Source organism: Actinomycetota bacterium (genome assembly GCA_030017835.1).
In the GTDB taxonomy this organism is placed as follows: domain Bacteria; phylum Actinomycetota; class Aquicultoria; order UBA3085; family Oleimmundimicrobiaceae; genus Yes70-04.
This window is the reverse complement of the sequence record JASEGU010000008.1, coordinates 1-16949: the sequence shown is the minus strand read 5'-3', so window position 1 is coordinate 16949 and position 16949 is coordinate 1. Positions and strand designations below refer to the sequence as shown.

Genomic DNA, 16949 nt, shown 5'->3' with positions numbered 1-16949 from the left:
ACAAAAGACCTTAAAGGAAGGTAGACGTGACCCTTGAATTTGACGGAAGCCAAGAAGAGATAGAGCTATTCTTGCAGGAGTCTGATGAACTGATTCAGACCCTTGATGAGGACATAGTCCGCCTGGAGAAGGAGGGCTCCGAAGTTGAGCTCCTTCAAGAGATATTTCGGGCCGCCCATACCTTAAAGGGCTCTTCCGGCATGCTCGGTCACAGTCGGATGGCCAAGCTGACCCACACGATGGAGAGCCTCTTCGATAAGTTGAGGAAGGGCGAGATGGCTGTTGCTGTCGATCTGATCGATCTCCTCTTGGAGGCTCTCGACGCCATCAAGCTAATAAACAACGAGCTTGTGACCAAGAAAGAGTCCGGGGTTGATGTCGATTCCTTGGTAGTCAAGATAGAAGCCTTCATGGGCGGAGGAGCCGACCCCACCAAAGCCAAAGGTAATCCCAAGAAGGATGAGCCCAAAAAGGCCAAGGCCGAAGAGGAGAAGCCAAAGACCTCCATCATTGCGACCGAAGAGGATGAGGGCGCCATTGCCCAGGCCGAAATCAAGGGCGAGAAGATATTCATGGTCAAGGTCGTCCTCTCAGGCGATTGTCCCATGCCAGCCGTGCGTCTTTTTCAGGTTGTCGAGGAGCTAAGGTCGCTTGGTGAGATAATCAAGTCTTCTCCGACCGACGCCGAGCTAGAAGAGGGTAAGGAGATATTCGAATTTAACGCCATCTTCGGGACAGAAGGGGATCACGACAGGATAGAGAGTGCGCTCAAGCTCATCTCGGAAGTCATCAAGATTGAGGTTGCGGCCAAGGAGACGGCCGAGGAAGAGGCAGAGGGCAGCAAGGATGACGCCATTAGCGCTGGAGAGCAGGCACCCAAGACCGGCGCTGCGCTAGAAGTTGACTCCGCAAGCTCGGCTGGCCCACCGGAGGAGGCGGCCGTTCCCAAGACCGCCCCGACCAAGACGGTCAGGGTCGATATCGAGCGCTTGGATAATCTGATGAATCTGGTTGGCGAACTTGTCATAAATAAGACCCGTCTCCTTCGTATAGGTTATGAGCTTCAGGAGAATTATGAGCTAGGCGAGCTGAGCAGCGATCTTAATGCCACGACCGCCCTGGTCGGTCAGATAACCAACGATCTTCAAGAGGAGATAATGAAGGCGCGCATGCTGCCCATAGATCAGATCTTCAACAAGCTTCCGCGTCTGGTCAGAGACTTGGCCCGCAAGGCCGGCAAACAGGTCAATTTCGACATGAGCGGCAAGGATACCGAACTCGATCGCACTGTCATCGAGGAGATCGGAGATCCCTTGATCCACATCTTGAGGAACGCCGTCGATCACGGCATAGAGGAGCTCAAAGAGAGAGAGAAGGCGGGCAAACCGGCCGAGGGAAGGGTATTTCTGGCCGCCCGGCACGAAGAGAGTCACATCGTCATCGAGATAAAGGACGATGGCCGAGGGATTGACGCCGATAAACTCAAGAACAAAGCGGTGGAGAAGGGCATCATCGACAGGACCGAGGCCGACCGGATGGACGACAAGGAGGCCTACAAGCTGATCTTTCTTTCGGGCTTAAGCACCGCCAAGACAGTGACCGACATCTCTGGCCGCGGCGTCGGCATGGATGTGGTCATGAATAATATCAAGAAGATAAACGGACGGCTCGATATAGAATCCAAGCTCGGCAAGTGGACCAAGTTCTTGATAAAGATCCCCCTGACTCTGGCCATAGTCGATGCCCTTCTCGTCCTCTTGGGCTCTAGAACCTACGCCATCCCACTAAACAGCGTCAAAGAGGTCTTTAGGATGGATAAGAGCGAGGTCAGATTCGCAGCCGGCGAGGAGAAAGCCCTCCTTAGGGGCCGGGTCTTACCCCTGGTAAAGCTGAGGCAATTATTCGAAGGGGAAGATTGCGAAGAGGAAGAGGAACTCCAGGTGGTCGTGGTCGGCTTCGGCGACATCAACGTCGGTCTCATAGTCGATAGCCTGGTGAGCAAGCAGGAGATAGTCATAAAATCGCTCGGCAACTTCCTTGGCGAAATGGACGGGATAAGCGGCGCGACCATCCTTGGCGACGGCATGGTCGCCCTCATCGTCGATGTAATCAACTTGATATCTCGGACCGATAAAAAAGTTAAGCAAGCTACGGCTGGCTGATCTCCTAAGGAGTAGAGATGACCGTTTTAAGTTCCGAAAGAAAAGATATATTGAGCTTCATCATAAAGCTGAGCACGGAGGAGGCGGCGTCGGCCCTATCCGAGATGACGAGCAATCAGGTGACTTTGGAGGTGCCCGAGGTCGATCTGGTCAGCCTGAATAACTTGATCAATAGGATGGGTGGAGCCGATAAACCGGTAAATTGTATCTATCTTGCTTTCGAAGGGGATGTCTTTGGCTTGATCGCCATCGTCCTTTCGACCGAAAGCTCATACAAGCTCATCGATGCCCTGATGGGTGAGGAGATTGGGACAACGAGCGAGATGGACGATATGGGCCGCTCGGCCCTGGGCGAAGTCGGCAACGTGGTGGTCACCTACTTCTTGAGGATTCTAGGCGAACACACCTGGCTCAACATTGTTCCATCCGTGCCCGACGTGTTGACCGATATGGCCGGGGCTATCCTCTCATCGATGGTTCTCTCCATCGGCGAGGAGCCTGACGAGGTTCTCTTCGTCAGGGCGATCTTCAAGGCCGAGGAGCACAACATCGAAAGCAACATGTTTCTTTTTGCCTCACCCGAGGTCCTAAAGAAGATTATAGATACCTTAGAGGTAAAACAGTGATCGAAACAGCCAAGTATACGACGATGATAAGCACAGGCATCGGAGAGATGGCCGCAACCAACCAGGGCGAGATCTATCTGGTCGCCCATGGCCTCGGCTCCTGCATCGGGGTCTGTCTTTATGATAAGACGGCCAAGGTCGGGGGGATGGCACACATCATGCTTCCCCAAGATAACGGCGGGAATGCCAGCGTGCCGGCCAAGTTCGCTGATACCGGCATATCCAAGCTGTTGGAAGAGGTATTGGGCAACGGAGCCCTTAAACACCGCCTCGAGGTCAAGATAGCCGGCGGTGCCAGAATGCTCAAACTCCAGTCTTTGGACGGCAAGTTCGACATTGGGGACAGAAATATTGAGAGCGTAAAGAAGGTCTTGGGCGATCTGGGACTAAAGATCGTGGCCGAGGATGTCGGAGGAAATTATGGGCGGACGGTTACGCTCTACCCCGACACGGGAGTAGTTACAGTCAGGGCTGTCGGTAAAGAGGCCACGGAAATATAGGAAGGAGGGTGACTTCATATGGGTAAGACCGTGCTGATTGCGGACGATGCGGCTTTTATGAGAATGAAGCTTTCCAAACTGCTTGCTGAGAACGGTTATACGGTTGTTGGAGAGGCCAAAAACGGCAAGGTAGCTGTGGACATGTATCAACAGCACGCGCCTGATCTGACGATAGTCGATATAACCATGCCGGTAATGGACGGCATCCAAGCCATAACTGAAATCAAGAAGGCAAATCCGGATGCGCTGGTGATCGTCTGCAGCGCCATGGGACAACAAAATATGGTCATCCAAGCTGTGAAGGCGGGAGCCAAGGATTACGTCCTCAAACCCTTCCAGCCGGAGCGGGTTTTGGACGCTGTTAAGAAACAGATAGGATAATACTTCCTCAAGGAGACAGTAGATTTGTCCAAGATAAAGACTCTGATCGTCGATGACTCGACGTTCATGAGAAAAGTGCTAACCGATATGATAGAATCCGACCCCGATATCGAGGTGATCGGAGTGGCTTCAAATGGTCTCGAAGCCATCGACAAGGTGAAAGAGCTCAAGCCCGATGTCGTCACCTTGGATATCGAGATGCCCAAGATGGATGGTCTGACGGCTCTGGAGATTTTGATGAAGGAGAATCCCATCCCAGTCATTATGGTCAGCACCTTGACCCAGGAAGGCTCGGATGCCACGGCCAAGGCTCTGCTGCTCGGAGCCCTCGATTTTGTGGCCAAACCGACCAACATGCCGCACCTGAATATGAGCGTTATCAAGAATGATTTGATGGAGAAGATTAAGACTGCAGCCGGCTCCAAAGTGGATAAGCTGGATAAGCGGATTGGCATAAAGAGCGATAAGCTCAAAGGAATAGATACCAAGGCTTTAAAGAAGAACAAGGTCGTCTTGATCGGGGCCTCGACCGGTGGGCCGAACGCCCTCTCCCGTGTCATCTCCGATCTGCCGGCCGATCTGCCGGCTCCGGTGGTGGTGGTCCAGCATATGCCGGACGGACCCTTCACTAAGTCCTTTGCCGAACGGATTGACATGATTTCGGCCATAAAGGTCAAAGAGGCGGAGAGGAGCGATTTCTTGAGGGCCGGACAGGTCCTGGTAGCTCCCGGCGGCTATCATATGCTGATTGAAAAGGGCGGCCAGGTCAAGATGAACAAGAGCCCCTTGGTCAACGGGGTCAGGCCGGCCGTCGACGTGATGATGAATTCGGCCGCCGCCGTTTATGGAAAGAACATCATCGGGGTCATCTTGACCGGCATGGGCAGCGACGGGGCTCAAGGCATGGCCCAGATAAAAGCCAAAGGCGGCCGAACGGTCGCTCAGGACGAAGCTAGCTGCGTTGTCTACGGCATGCCCAAATCGGTGGTGGAGATGGGCAATGCCGACAAGGTGGTTCCCTTGAATGATGTGGCGAGCGAAATAATCAACATGCTTAAAGAATAGATTAAGAGATGGGTGGGGTTTTACATGCAGGTATTGAATAAAGATACCGAATACGAATATTTCAAGAAACACGTCTTGAGTCTGACCAACATAGATCTCAATGCTTATAAGGAGCATCAGATTAGAAGGAGGCTCCCCTTCATCATGGATCCGACCGGGGCCAAGGACTACTACCAGTATATAAAGATACTCGCCTCCGATGAAGCTAAACTGAATAAGTTCGTAAATTGGCTAACCATAAACGTCTCCGAATTCTATCGGGATATCCGTAAATTTGATGAACTTAAAGAGAAGGTCCTGCCCCACCTCTTGAAGAGGAGCCGAACCTTAAAGATCTGGAGCGCCGGTTGTTCCATCGGAGCCGAGGCCTATACGGTCGCCATAATCTTGAGCGAGATCGACCAAAGACTCAAGCACGAGATTATCGCGACCGACTTGGACGAGCGCATATTAAAGAGCGCAAGAGATGGCTTCTACTCGGCCAAACAGGTCCAGTCGACTCCTGTAGATATCCTAAAGAAATACTTCGATGAAGACGATGACTCTTTTAGGGTAAAGGGTGAGATAAAGGCCAAAGTCACCTTCAAGAAACACGATCTCTTGAAGGACCCCTTTGATAAGGACTTCGACCTCATACTCTGCAGAAATGTGGTCATTTACTTCAATGACGTAGCGAAAGATAAGATATATAGACAGTTCTTAGAGTCACTGAAGCCTGGGGGGATACTTTTTTCTGGTGTCTCCGAAAGCATCATGAACGCAAGCAGTTTGGGTTTCAAATCATTTATGCCGTTCTTCTATATGAGACCGGAGCAAGAAGGGTAAGCTTAAATGGCAACCGATAAAAACAAGGAATTATTCGAAAAGTTAAGAGAGAAGAAGCTCGCCAAGGAGGCCAAGGGATCGGCCAAGGAGGAATCCTCCAAGGCTGCCCACAAAAAGGGCGACAAGGACGAGGCCGTGAAGAGAATCCTGGCCGATGTCGAGGAATTGCCCCCCTTCAACCAGATAGCTTCCAGGGCTCTCAACATGATCAACGATCCAACCTCGTCGGCGGCGGATATCGGCCGCGTCATCATCTTGGATCAGGCCTTGGCGGCCAAGATACTCAAGATGGCCAATTCCTCCTATTATGGGTTCGCCCGCAAGGTCACAACGATTGGCGAGGCCATCGTCATCTTAGGCTACAACACCCTAAAGAGCGTCGTCTTCGCTCTGGCCATGAAGAAGTTCTTCAATCAGCCGGTCGAGGGCTACGGCCTGGATAAGGATGGAATCTGGAGGCACTCGGTCGCCTGCGCCTTGGCATCAAGGGTGGTGGCCGGCAAGGTCCGCTATATCGATCCCGAAGAGGCCTTCGTGGCCGGACTCCTGCACGATGTGGGCAAACTGATCCTTAGCGAATACGTCAAAGAGGACTATGACCTGATACTCAACATCCTGGCCACAAGCGACGTCACATTCATTGAGGCCGAGGAGTCGGTCCTCGGTTTCAATCACCAGCAAATCGGCAAAATGGTTGCCGAAAAATGGAATCTGCCCGACAAGATCGGCGAGGCGATCGGCTTCCATCATCGTCCCCATGAGGCCAAAGTGGAGCCGACGCTGACATCCATAGTCCACCTGGCCGACTTTATCTGCTTGACTCTAGGCATAGGTATAGGGGTTTCGGGTATGCTCTATAGCCTGGAATCGGGCGCGTTAAAGACGCTTGGCATAAGTGACTCCATGATAGACAGCCTGGTCTCCGAAAGTATGGAAGCGGCTTCGGAGATAAATACGATCCTGGGGTCGAACACGATGCCCGGTGAAGGACAGGAGGAATAGGGGATGCTCAAAGTTGAATTTATAAATCCTTTCATCGAGGCCGCTTTCGAGATATTCGAGAGCGAGGTAGGCATGGCCATCGAGAAGGGCAATCTATCGGTTCATACCACATCACAAACATCGCAAGATATCAATGTCATGGTCGGGGTGACGGGCTCCATCCGTGGCCAGATCATCTACGGCATGGAGGAGAAGACGGCCAAAAAGATCGCCGGCGAGATGATAGGTCAGCCGGTGCCCCTCTTCGATGAGCTCGCCCAGAGCGCCATCGGCGAGCTTGGCAACATGATAACCGGTCTTGCCAGCACCAAGCTGGAAGCGACCGGTTATCCGTCGGCCTTAACCCCGCCGACGATCATCCAGGGTAAGAACGTCATCATCTCCACCCTGGATGCTCAGCGAATCTACCTTGTGGTAAAGTCTCATTTGGGCGACATCGAAATCAGCATCGCCCTTCGTGAGAGCAGTAAGAGCAATTAACAGGACCATATCGGCCTGGTCAAGGGGGCTTTTGGTTGCAGCCCGTCACTTCACTGCCACTCATCGGTCACATCTCTTCCGTCTCCTCAAGCGGTCAGCTTAGGCTGGGCGAGATCGTTCTGGCCAGGGTGATGGCTACCTTCGGCCAAAGCGTTGTAATCAGGCTGGCCGGAGAGAACATCATGGCCGAGACCGGGCTTTCGCTTACGCCCGGTCAGTTCATAAAACTAAGGGTCGATGAGGTCAAAAAGGATAAGGTTCTCTTGAAGCTCGTCGAGAAGGGGGAGGCCGAAAGGGGCGATTCCTTAAAGGGCAAAGAGCTCTTTAAGGTGGAGAGCATCCTATCACTTCCCAAGGGCGAGGGGCAGAGCTTTGGGGTCGAGATAGAGAAGGTGGAAGCCAAGGGCAAAGAGGGCGATGATGAAGAGGCCGCCTTCGGCCTAGTCATCGCGCTGGATATGGAAAACCTGGGGTCGGTTAAGATCTTCTTCGAATCGTCAAAAGCCGCCACCACCTGCGTCATCGAGGTCGATGCCAAGGGGGCCAAAGATTACCTCTTCCCTCTTTTAAGCCGACTAAAAGAGTCTCTTGCCAGGATACTGAGCAGAGAGGTCATCCTCGCTCTCTCTTTAGGCAAAAAGAGAGAGCGAGGATGACCGTGGATATCGAGGTCTGAGCGATGAAGGATGAGAAGCGGGGCTCAAAGCGGGAGCGGGCCATAGCCCTCGCCTATAATCCAGAAATCGACCGGGCTCCGGTCGTGATGGCCAAGGGAGCCGGGGATTTGGCAAAGAGGATAAAGGAGATCGCAGAGGAATTTGCCATCCCAATATACAGCGACCCCTCTTTAGTCGAGGTCCTGGCCAAGCTCGAAGTGAATCAGGAGATACCGGCCCTCCTCTACAAGGCGATAGCCGAGATTTTAGTTTTCGTCTATCAGGCCGATAAATCATATGAGGGAAGAGCCCGTCCAAAGGGCTGATAAAAACCCCTCTCAACTTGGAATAGATTGACCCAGAGGGGCCGAAGGGAGGTGTTAACATGATACGGGGTCTATATGCTTCGGCTCTTGGAATGCTCGCCCAGATGAATAAGAATGATGTCATCGCCAACAACTTGGCCAACGTAAATACAAATGGTTACAAGAGAGATGCCGCTTCGGTCGTATCCTTTTCACTTGCCCCGATCAAATCGGTAGAAGGTAGCGCTCCTTCTGCGCAAACACCTTCTGTTGGCTATCTTGGCATGGGCGTTGGACTGGGCAAGACGGTTTTTGACCCAACCCAAGGGGCCCTACGGCAGACTGGTGGTGAACTCGATTTTGCCATCTCGGGCGAAGCCTTCTTCACCGTTCAGACGCCTAGCGGCAATATGTATACCAGAAACGGTTCGTTTAGTCTGGATAGCACTGGGCAGCTCGTTGACGGTAATGGCTACCTGGTTTTAGGGCAAGACGGACCGATCAAAATAGAGGGGAGTGAGGTGGTCGCCGATTTATTGGGCAACATCTATGTGGATGGGGTCAAGAAAGATACCTTCAAGATAGTTGCGGTAGAAAAAGCAGAAGGCGAGGGCCAGGCCAAGGCGCTAAAAACGCAGGATGTCTTCAAAAAGGAAGGGAACGGGCTTTTCAGCGCGGCAAGCGAACCAGCAGCCGCAACGGGCTTCCAGGTCGTCCAAGGTACGGTGGAAACTTCCAATGTCGATCTGGCCAGAGAGATGACCGAAATGATAGCGACCTTCCGAGCTTATGAGGCTAATCAGCAGGCTATATCGAGCCACAATGAGACGCTGGGTAAAGCGGTAAATGAAGTGGGCAGATTGAGATAATGGGCCGGACTTTTGTGACGGAAAGAGGCCTTCTGAGCCGCCGACCGATAGAGGTGGCTCAAACGGGATGTGTTATCCAACCATCCCGCTCTCTGCTCAGGAGTTTAAATCTGAAAGGAGAAACAAATGATAAGATCGCTCAATATTTCTACTATGGGTCTTCAGGTTCAGCAGTTCAACATGGATGCGATAGCCAACAATCTGGCCAACATAAATACTACGGCCTACAAAAGGCAAGCGGTAGGCTTCAAAGACCTCTTATATACCAAAACAGATCTCTTTGGCACCCCACTACTGCCAGGAGCGGCCGTGACCAGTCAATCTCAAATTGGTAAAGGGGTAGCTATCTCTCAAATACGGCAGATCTTCGACCAAGGGCCTTTGGCTGAAACCGGTCAGGAGTTGGATCTGGCCATCGATGGGGATGGTTTCTTTCAGGTTAAGCTGGCCGATGGTACCTTTGCACACACAAGAGATGGTACTTTCAGTATTGATGGGGCAAGCGGTAACCTCATAACCCCCGGCGGCAACATGTTAGATCCAGCCATAATCTTACCTCAGGGGACCGTTTCGTTCAAGGTATCCGAGGATGGCAAAGTCACCGCAACCGTGGTCAAAACGGCCGAGGGTTCTGGAGAGCCTATGGGTGCAACCGAAGAGGAGGTCGGTCAGATAAACCTATTCAAGTTTCCCAACCCCGAGGGCTTGTTGAGGCTGGGTAATAATCTATATGCTGCCACGGAGGTCTCGGGGGCGGTTACCACTGGGGCACCAGGGGCTGCTGGTTTTGGATTAGCCAAGCAAGGGTTCTTAGAGGGATCCAATGTCAATTTGACAGATGAGATGGTTAACATGATGCTTGCTCTTAAAGCTTACCAGGTAAACTCCAAGGCAATCATGAATTCGGACAATATGCTCTCGATCGCAAATCAGATACCGAAATAAGGACTTTTTAAAGGAGGCGGGTCGATTTGAAGCTGGCAAATTGCAGTGAATGCGGCAAGATTTTTAAATCAAACGGCGACGATATCTGTCCCGATTGTGTCGTTTTGGAGGGCGAGGATCTCGATAGGGTCAAGGCCTTCTTAAGGGATAATCGTCTGGCCGGAATAGCCGAGGTGAGCGAGGCAACCGGGGTGGATGAATCCAAGATCGTCAAGTTCGTCAAGGATAACCGACTGGTAGTCACAAGCCCGATACCCGGCGTCGAACTGGAATGCGAGCGCTGCGGCAAACCGATCCTGGGTGGCCGCTTCTGTAGCGTCTGCGCAAATAGCTTGAAGAGCACCTTTAAGGATGCTAAGTTTGAAGATGAGAGGCCGAGCGGTCAAGGGATGTTAAGCCGCGATCTGATCAACAGGCAGGGTAAGTAATCGGGTTTAGGTGGAGAAACGGCCCGAAAATGTCGATAATATATATCGGTGTATCCAAAAACCCATCAGAGGTGAAGGATGAAAATTTCAGACAATCAGATCGAGAAGGTTCTTCAGAGCTACGTCAAGCAGCTTGCAGAGGCCCAGAAGGAGGCGGCCTCGTCTCAGGCCAGCCCAAAAGAGGCAGAGGGCAAAAAGAATGAGCCAGCCGATACCGTGACCATCGCCGAAAAGAGCCGCGAGCTTGCCAAGGCCATGGATGCCTACAAGAAGTTGCCCAATGTTCGTGAAGAGAAGGTAAAAGAGGTCAAGGACCTCATCGATAGTGGTAACTATGACGTCTCGAGCAGCGAAATCGCCGAAAAGATGATCTATAGGAGCATCATAGACAAGCTTGTTTAAGCTTGGCCACCACAGGTTTTTTGGACTTAGGCATAGACTGGAGTAGTTTTGGCTGGAAAAATCTCTGAACTCATAGAAATCCTCAAAGAAGAGAGCAGGGTTTATAAAGATCTTCTTGATCTCACCGAGAGAGAAAGGGATATCATCGTCTCGGGCAAGGCCGCCGAAATCGAGGCAGTGACCAAGGATATCGAAAAGCTTTTAGCCGTCTCCAGCCGACTCGAAAAGGATCGCCTCGTCTCCTTCGAAACCTTCAAAGAGAAGAGGGGTCTTAGCGAAGCTAAAACACTTAGCGATCTTGCCGCCCACATAGAAGGGGATGCGGCAAGAGAGATAAGGTTGATCCAGGATGAGATGAGCAAGGTGGTAAAGAGACTTAGCGAGGCGAGCAAGACCAACGCCGAGCTGCTCAAGAAGAACTTGGGATACGTGGAATTCCTCTTAAAGAACCTGTCGGGCGATCAGACCTACCAGTTGGATGCCTCCAAAAGGAATTCGTCAGGTCCAAAAATATTCAATGCCAGAGCTTAGCATATAAGGAGGATACCGATTATGGGATCCGCTTTTTTTGGTTTAGAGATTGCTACCAGGTCCCTTAGGGCTCAACAGAGGGGCATGGAAGTTACCGGCCACAACATCGCAAACGCAAATACGCCAGGTTTCAGCCGGCAGAGGGCGGTTCTGGCGACGACCGATCCGTATCCCGTTCCGGCTTTCAACCGGCCCTTAGTTGGCGGCCAGATCGGGACGGGTGTCAAGATAGAGGCGATCCAGCGGGTGAGGGATGCCTTCCTGGATACCCAGATCCGCAAGGAATCTCTCTCTTTGGGCAGTTGGCAGTCGATCGAGACGGCTTTAGAGCAGGTAGAAGTGATCTTCAATGAGCCGAGTGAGTCGGGCCTTTCCAAGGTCATGAGCGACTTCTGGAATGCCTGGCAGGAACTGGCCAAAGATCCCTCCAGTCAAGTGGCCAGGGTGAGCCTTAGGGAGCAGAGCACCACCTTAACCGGTGCCATCAACCATGCCTACGCTCAACTGGAAGAGCTGAAGAACAACTTAGACGGCGACATCGAGATCAAGGTGGATCAGATAAACACTATCGCCCGCCAGATCAGGGATCTCAACGAGTCGATAATCAAGTTCGAATCGACCGGCGACAGCGCAAACGACCTTCGCGACAAGCGCGACCTCCTCTTGGACGAGCTCTCCAAAGTCATAAATTTCTCGGTCACTGAGTCGGATAACGGCGGGGTCCTCATATATATCAAGAATAAGACCCTGGTCAGCGACGTCGAGATGCTGGAGCTGACAACCACCCCAGGTCCCTTGAACGACAGTTTCTTGAAGGTCATCTGGGCTGACGATCTCTCCGATGTCAGCATCACAAACGGCAGCTTAAACGGTCTCATCGAGGCCAGGGACGATTACATAAATTTCTATATGGATGAGCTGGATCAGCTCACAGCCGGGATAATCGCCCAGGTTAACGACATTCACGAGGACGGTTTTGCCCTTGATGGCGTAACGACTGGGCTCGACTTCTTCACGGGGACCGGGGCGGCCGACATTGCGGTCAACTCGATCTTTAGCGATCTCTCCCTGATAGCGGCCTCGATGAGCGGCGAAGCTGGAGATGGCTTGAACGCTCTAGCTATCGCCGGACTCAAGAGGACGCTTACCATGAACGGAGCCACGGCCACCTTCGACGATTTCTACAAATCGACCATCTCATCGCTTGGCGTCGATATCCAGGAGGCGAACCGTCTGGTCGTAAACGAAAGGCTTTTGATAGAACAATTGAACAACCGCAAAGAGTCGGTCTCGGGCGTCTCGCTCGACGAAGAGGTGGTAAACCTGCTCAAGTATCAGCGGGCCTATGAGGCGGCCTCCAGGTTGATCACCGTAATGGACGAAATGCTCGATAAACTGATAAACGGCACCGGCTCGGTCGGCAGATAGCCCAATTTTAAGGGGATGATTTAAGATGAGAGTCACCAACAAGATGGTTCAGGCGAGAATACTTACCAACCTTAACAGCAGCATGGGGCGGCTGAACATGCTTCAGAACCAGCTCTCGACGGGCAAGCTCTTCTCTAGCCCTTCCGAAGACCCCATCGCAGCCGCTCAATCTCTATCAATAAAGAGCATCATCAAAGATATCGAGCAGTATCAGAAGAATATCAACTCGGCTACGGCCTGGATCGATATCGCCGAAACTTCGATGAGCGATGTCGTCTCGACCGTCCAAAAGAGCAGAGAGATCGCAGTGGCCGGTGCGAGCGGCACGGCTTCGGCCGATGATCGCGAGGCCCTGGCCAAAGAGGTTGATCAACTCTTGGAGGGCCTTGTAACCGTGGCCAATACCTCATACGGGGGCAAGTATATCTTCGCCGGTTTTCGCACCACGGCAGAGCCCTTTGCCAAGGTGGGCGATCCCATCACCTCGGTCGCCTACAACGGAGACGGTGGAGAGATTCTCTATGAGACCGAGAGCGGCATAAAGGTTGCGGTAAATATCCCCGGCTCGGAGATCTTCGGCGGTCCAAACAATTCGTTCAATGCCCTGATCGATCTGAGAGATCACCTCCTGGCCGGCAATACGGCGGCCCTTACAGCCGACATCGGTCTGATCGATCAGGCTCTCGAGCAGGTTCAGGATAAGAGGTCCATCTTTGGGGCCAGGGCCAACCGCTTGGAAGCGGCCGACAATAGATTGACCGACCGGATGATAAATCTAAAGAAGCTCCTGGCCAAGACGGAAGACATAGATATGGCCGAGGTCATCATGAACCTCAAGATGGAGGAGAACGTCTACCAAGCCGCCCTGGCGGCCGGCTCGAGAGTTATGCAGATGTCCCTTCTCGATTATCTTAAGTAAAGAAGGGTTTTTTAGTTGGAGGCAGCCGAAATGGATGCCATAAGGATAAGCAGTGAGTACCCGATAGTTAGGATCGACTCATCCAAGCCCAGGGCCGAGATGGGTCTTCCAACCCCGCTTCAGCTTGGCAAGAAAGGGGCAGATGAGGGCGTAGCGGCCGCCAAGGCGGGCGCGTCTAACAGGGCAGTCAAGGGAGATATCTTGGCCAAATTTACCGAAGTTAGAGTGGCCGATATGGTAAAGGGCAGTAGCGATCAGAAGAAGAAATTCAACATGGGCCAAACTCCAAAGAGCTGGCCGGCCATAGAATGGAAGGAAGGGTGGTCATAGATATAGTTGCCTAAAGGGCTCATCTAGACTAATATTATGAAACGGGTAAAAGAATTGGCTTCCATTATAAAGATAAAGACGGATCGTTTTGGAGAGATCGAGATAGATGCCGGTAAGATTATCAGGTTCTTAGAGAGCCTGCCCGGTCTTCCCGAGAGCTTAAGTTTCGTGCTGATACCCCACAAGGAGGATAGTCCGTTCATGTGGTTTCAATCGACCGAGCTTTCCAATCTCGCCTTCATCGTGATCGATCCCTACGTCTGCGTCGGTGAGTATAACCCCAGCATCGAAGCGGAAGATCTGAAATCCCTATCACTCGGCGGCTATCCCGACGAGGATGCCCTGATGCTCGGGATGGTCTCCATCCCTCAGGACGTCAGCGAGATGACCGTAAACCTGGTCGCTCCCATCCTCATCAACCTCAAGACCAAGTTAGCGAAACAGGTCATCCTGGATGACTGCAAATATTCGATAAGGCAAAAGATACTCCCTTAAGATTTTGGGGGTTAATGATATAGACCTGGAGAAGATATGCTGATCTTGTCGCGCAAAAAAGATGAGAGCATAGTAATCGGCAGTGACGTGGAGATCGTAATCGTTGCCGTCGAGGGAGAGACCGTCAAGATCGGCATAAACGCACCAAAGGACGTCTCGGTATATCGAAGAGAGATATATGATCAGATCGAGGCGGCCAACAAGGAAGCCTTAAAGACGTCGCTCGGAGCGCTCGACAATGTCAGTTCGGCGACTCTGGCCAAGATGAACGATAGGGCCAAAAAAAGCAAGTGAACGGCCTTAAGCTCATTTGATCGGATATTAAACACGGCGGCCTCCTTGAAAGGATCAAAAGGATGGTCGCCAATTTTTTAAGGAGTCCATTTGAAATCCGTTTCTGATCTTGCCATATTCTCCAAGAAGCCAGCCTTTGATGAAAAACTCCACGTCGGTCGGCCCAATATCCCTGATGAAACGGCGTTTTTGGAGATGGTCAAAGGGGTCCCTGAAAGAAGATGGCTCACCAATAACGGACCCTTGGTGAACCAATTCGAAGAGGAGATAGCCCGCTTCCTTGGCGTAAAGCACGCCATTCCCATCTGCAATGGCACGGTCGCCCTAGAGATCGCGATCCGCGCTCTAAAGATGGAGGGCGAGGTGATCGTGCCTTCCTTCACCTTCGTGGCGATCGCCCACTCCCTAAAATGGCAGGGGATTGAGCCGGTCTTTTGCGACATCAAATCCGATGATTTCACCATCGATCCAGCAAAAATCGAAGAGCTCATCACCGAAAGAACGACGGGAATCGTCGGCGTTCACCTCTGGGGGCGGGCCTGCGACGCAGAGGCCCTTGAGGTGATCGCCAAAGAGCGCGGCTTAAAGCTGCTCTTCGATGCCGCTCACTCCTTTGCCTGCAGTCACGGGGCCAAGATGGTCGGCTCCTTTGGGGCCGCCGAGGTCTTAAGTTTTCACGCTACCAAGTTCATCAACACTTTGGAGGGCGGGGCGATCACCACCAACGATGATGAGCTGGCCAAAAGGATTCGCCTGATAAAGAACTTCGGCTTTTCCGGCATGGATAATGTGATCTATCTTGGCACAAACGGCAAAATGAACGAGATCTCGGCCGCCATGGGCCTTTGTATGCTCGCCGAAATGGAGAGGCTGATCGAGATAAACCGGAGCCATTACCACCTCTACCTAAGCGAGCTCGATGGAGTTGGCGGTCTTATCGTCCGCCCTTACGAGGAGAATAATAATAACAATTACCAGTACGTGGTGGTCATGGTCGATGAAGAGGAGGCCGGACTCTCCCGCGACCAGCTCCTCAAAGTCCTTCACGGCGAAAACATCATCGCCCGCCGCTATTTCTATCCGAGCTGCCACAACATGGAGCCCTATCGCACGCTTTGCCCAGAGGCCGGAAAGAATCTGCCCGAGACCGAGCTGGCTTCAAATATGGTGATCTGTCTGCCTACCGGCTCAGCCGTAAGCGCTGATGATATAAAGAAGGTCTGCGAGATAATCCGCCTGGCTTTGAGCGAGCCGGAAAGGGTTAAAGAAGGGCTTGGCTAGAGGAGATTTTACACCATCGCGCGAAACACCTCGGCCGAATTCTTTAGAGAGCTAGGCTTTCAAACTGCGCCGGGCAAAGCACCTGAGCACCCGGTATTTGTGGAACGCGGCATCACAAAACTTTACCTCTACTTAGAAAGTTGGCCTATGGCCGGAAGGACGGCCTGATTTGCAAAGTAGCAGCCAAGCATCTTAGACCTAAAAATCTTTATCGTTCCTACTTTTCTTGGTAAGTCCCAAGAAAAGTAGGAAAAGAAGGACGGCCGATCATTTTCTTGACGGCTCCAAAATTACGGGTGCTTAAGGCGCCTGCAGAACTCGGCCAAAAAATGGCCTCAAACAGCTTCGGCGTATTTCCTCAAGCCCCCTATCTGAAGCCTAAAAATGATATGGCAGTTTAAGACATGTATAATAGCTAAGAAGAGATAATATGAAAATCAAGCACTTAGGGAAAGGACATGGACAGATAGGCAAGTTGGCCTTATGCGAAAGGAGCTAGCTATCTTTGCCGATTTATACAGACTGAATATTTAAATTATGTTGCTTAGGAGCTGGCTGTGGTCGCAATTCGTGATATCGCGGACGAATTTTCTAAAGGAAATCTCAAATTCCACAAACGAGAAGAATCAGAGCTTTTCGAAGATGCCCTTAGAGCATACTTCGAGAAGCGATAATTAACGTCAGCTAGTCTATGTGCGATGTTGTATGAAAAGATTTTTACCACGAAGCTTGTAAGAGAAACGGCAAAACCTGATGGCTTTGTTGTCTCGAAGGACAATATCCAAGAACAACTCGAAAACCTGTTAAATCGGGAAATAGAGGTTGTAGAGACTGAAAAGCTTTCTTTTAAAGAAATAACGAAAAAACTAGCAGAAGCCGATGTTCTTACGTCTGACGAAAAGAGCGATTACGATAATTTCTATATGAGTATTCGAAACTCAGTGGCACACGGATTGACGTTGAGACTGTTTGGAGTTGACCCGCTTTAGTTGACACCCTAAGTTGATACAGAATAGATTGGTTCT

At 51.7% G+C, this 16949-nt stretch carries 22 protein-coding genes; all 22 read left to right on the top strand.

Annotated features, from left to right (window positions below; translation table 11 throughout):
• The first annotated feature begins 26 nt into the window (after positions 1–26).
• The 22 genes from QMD53_03365 to QMD53_03260 all read left to right on the top strand — a co-directional run bounded on the left by QMD53_03365 (position 27) and on the right by QMD53_03260 (position 16913).
• On the top strand, positions 27–2162 hold the full coding sequence (locus QMD53_03365; GenBank protein MDI6799695.1) for a chemotaxis protein CheA: 2136 nt from the start codon (positions 27–29) through the stop codon (positions 2160–2162).
• Between the two features lie 17 nt (positions 2163–2179).
• Positions 2180–2788, top strand: coding sequence for a chemotaxis protein CheC (locus QMD53_03360; GenBank protein ID MDI6799694.1), 609 nt, complete (start codon positions 2180–2182; stop codon positions 2786–2788).
• Positions 2785–3288 (top strand): chemotaxis protein CheD, encoded by a 504-nt coding sequence (locus tag QMD53_03355; GenBank protein MDI6799693.1) that lies wholly within the window; start codon positions 2785–2787, stop codon positions 3286–3288. Before QMD53_03360 ends, QMD53_03355 begins: the two co-directional genes overlap by 4 nt.
• Positions 3289–3306: 18 nt before the next feature.
• Positions 3307–3669: a response regulator gene (locus QMD53_03350; protein MDI6799692.1), complete on the top strand. Its 363-nt coding sequence runs from the start codon at positions 3307–3309 to the stop codon at positions 3667–3669.
• 24 nt (positions 3670–3693) lie between these two features.
• Positions 3694–4734 (top strand): chemotaxis response regulator protein-glutamate methylesterase, encoded by a 1041-nt coding sequence (locus tag QMD53_03345; GenBank protein MDI6799691.1) that lies wholly within the window; start codon positions 3694–3696, stop codon positions 4732–4734.
• Between the two features lie 24 nt (positions 4735–4758).
• Complete coding sequence (locus QMD53_03340; GenBank protein MDI6799690.1) at positions 4759–5559, top strand: protein-glutamate O-methyltransferase CheR; 801 nt, start codon at positions 4759–4761, stop codon at positions 5557–5559.
• Between the two features lie 6 nt (positions 5560–5565).
• Entirely contained in the window at positions 5566–6561 is a 996-nt protein-coding gene (locus QMD53_03335; GenBank protein MDI6799689.1) for an HDOD domain-containing protein, read from the top strand.
• Positions 6562–6564: 3 nt separating this feature from the next.
• A complete protein-coding gene (locus QMD53_03330; protein MDI6799688.1) occupies positions 6565–7041 on the top strand; it encodes a chemotaxis protein CheX in 477 nt (158 codons plus the stop codon).
• 35 nt (positions 7042–7076) lie between these two features.
• Positions 7077–7697, top strand: coding sequence for a hypothetical protein (locus QMD53_03325; protein ID MDI6799687.1), 621 nt, complete (start codon positions 7077–7079; stop codon positions 7695–7697).
• A gap of 23 nt (positions 7698–7720) precedes the next feature.
• Positions 7721–8023, top strand: coding sequence for an EscU/YscU/HrcU family type III secretion system export apparatus switch protein (locus QMD53_03320; GenBank protein MDI6799686.1), 303 nt, complete (start codon positions 7721–7723; stop codon positions 8021–8023).
• Between the two features lie 59 nt (positions 8024–8082).
• Positions 8083–8871, top strand: coding sequence for a flagellar hook-basal body protein (locus tag QMD53_03315; protein ID MDI6799685.1), 789 nt, complete (start codon positions 8083–8085; stop codon positions 8869–8871).
• 126 nt (positions 8872–8997) lie between these two features.
• The gene (flgG, locus tag QMD53_03310) at positions 8998–9816 is read left to right on the top strand and encodes a flagellar basal-body rod protein FlgG (protein MDI6799684.1); all 819 of its coding nucleotides are present in this window, start codon (positions 8998–9000) and stop codon (positions 9814–9816) included.
• A gap of 26 nt (positions 9817–9842) precedes the next feature.
• Complete coding sequence (locus QMD53_03305) at positions 9843–10244, top strand: MerR family transcriptional regulator (GenBank protein ID MDI6799683.1); 402 nt, start codon at positions 9843–9845, stop codon at positions 10242–10244.
• A 78-nt stretch (positions 10245–10322) separates the two neighbouring features.
• Positions 10323–10646, top strand: a complete 324-nt coding sequence (flgM, locus tag QMD53_03300) for a flagellar biosynthesis anti-sigma factor FlgM (GenBank protein ID MDI6799682.1) — start codon at positions 10323–10325, stop codon at positions 10644–10646.
• A 48-nt stretch (positions 10647–10694) separates the two neighbouring features.
• Positions 10695–11177 (top strand): flagellar protein FlgN, encoded by a 483-nt coding sequence (locus QMD53_03295; GenBank protein MDI6799681.1) that lies wholly within the window; start codon positions 10695–10697, stop codon positions 11175–11177.
• 21 nt (positions 11178–11198) lie between these two features.
• Entirely contained in the window at positions 11199–12605 is a 1407-nt protein-coding gene (gene flgK / locus QMD53_03290) for a flagellar hook-associated protein FlgK (GenBank protein ID MDI6799680.1), read from the top strand.
• Positions 12606–12630: 25 nt separating this feature from the next.
• The gene (gene flgL / locus QMD53_03285; GenBank protein MDI6799679.1) at positions 12631–13524 is read left to right on the top strand and encodes a flagellar hook-associated protein FlgL; all 894 of its coding nucleotides are present in this window, start codon (positions 12631–12633) and stop codon (positions 13522–13524) included.
• Between the two features lie 15 nt (positions 13525–13539).
• Positions 13540–13854, top strand: coding sequence for a DUF6470 family protein (locus QMD53_03280; GenBank protein ID MDI6799678.1), 315 nt, complete (start codon positions 13540–13542; stop codon positions 13852–13854).
• A 54-nt stretch (positions 13855–13908) separates the two neighbouring features.
• The gene (locus QMD53_03275; protein MDI6799677.1) at positions 13909–14349 is read left to right on the top strand and encodes a flagellar assembly protein FliW; all 441 of its coding nucleotides are present in this window, start codon (positions 13909–13911) and stop codon (positions 14347–14349) included.
• 36 nt (positions 14350–14385) lie between these two features.
• Positions 14386–14643: a carbon storage regulator CsrA gene (gene csrA / locus QMD53_03270; GenBank protein MDI6799676.1), complete on the top strand. Its 258-nt coding sequence runs from the start codon at positions 14386–14388 to the stop codon at positions 14641–14643.
• A gap of 90 nt (positions 14644–14733) precedes the next feature.
• Positions 14734–15924 carry an aminotransferase class I/II-fold pyridoxal phosphate-dependent enzyme gene (locus tag QMD53_03265; GenBank protein MDI6799675.1) on the top strand — a complete coding sequence of 397 codons (1191 nt, stop codon included), beginning with the start codon at positions 14734–14736 and terminating at the stop codon, positions 15922–15924.
• A gap of 701 nt (positions 15925–16625) precedes the next feature.
• Positions 16626–16913, top strand: a complete 288-nt coding sequence (locus QMD53_03260) for a hypothetical protein (protein ID MDI6799674.1) — start codon at positions 16626–16628, stop codon at positions 16911–16913.
• Positions 16914–16949 lie beyond the last annotated feature (36 nt).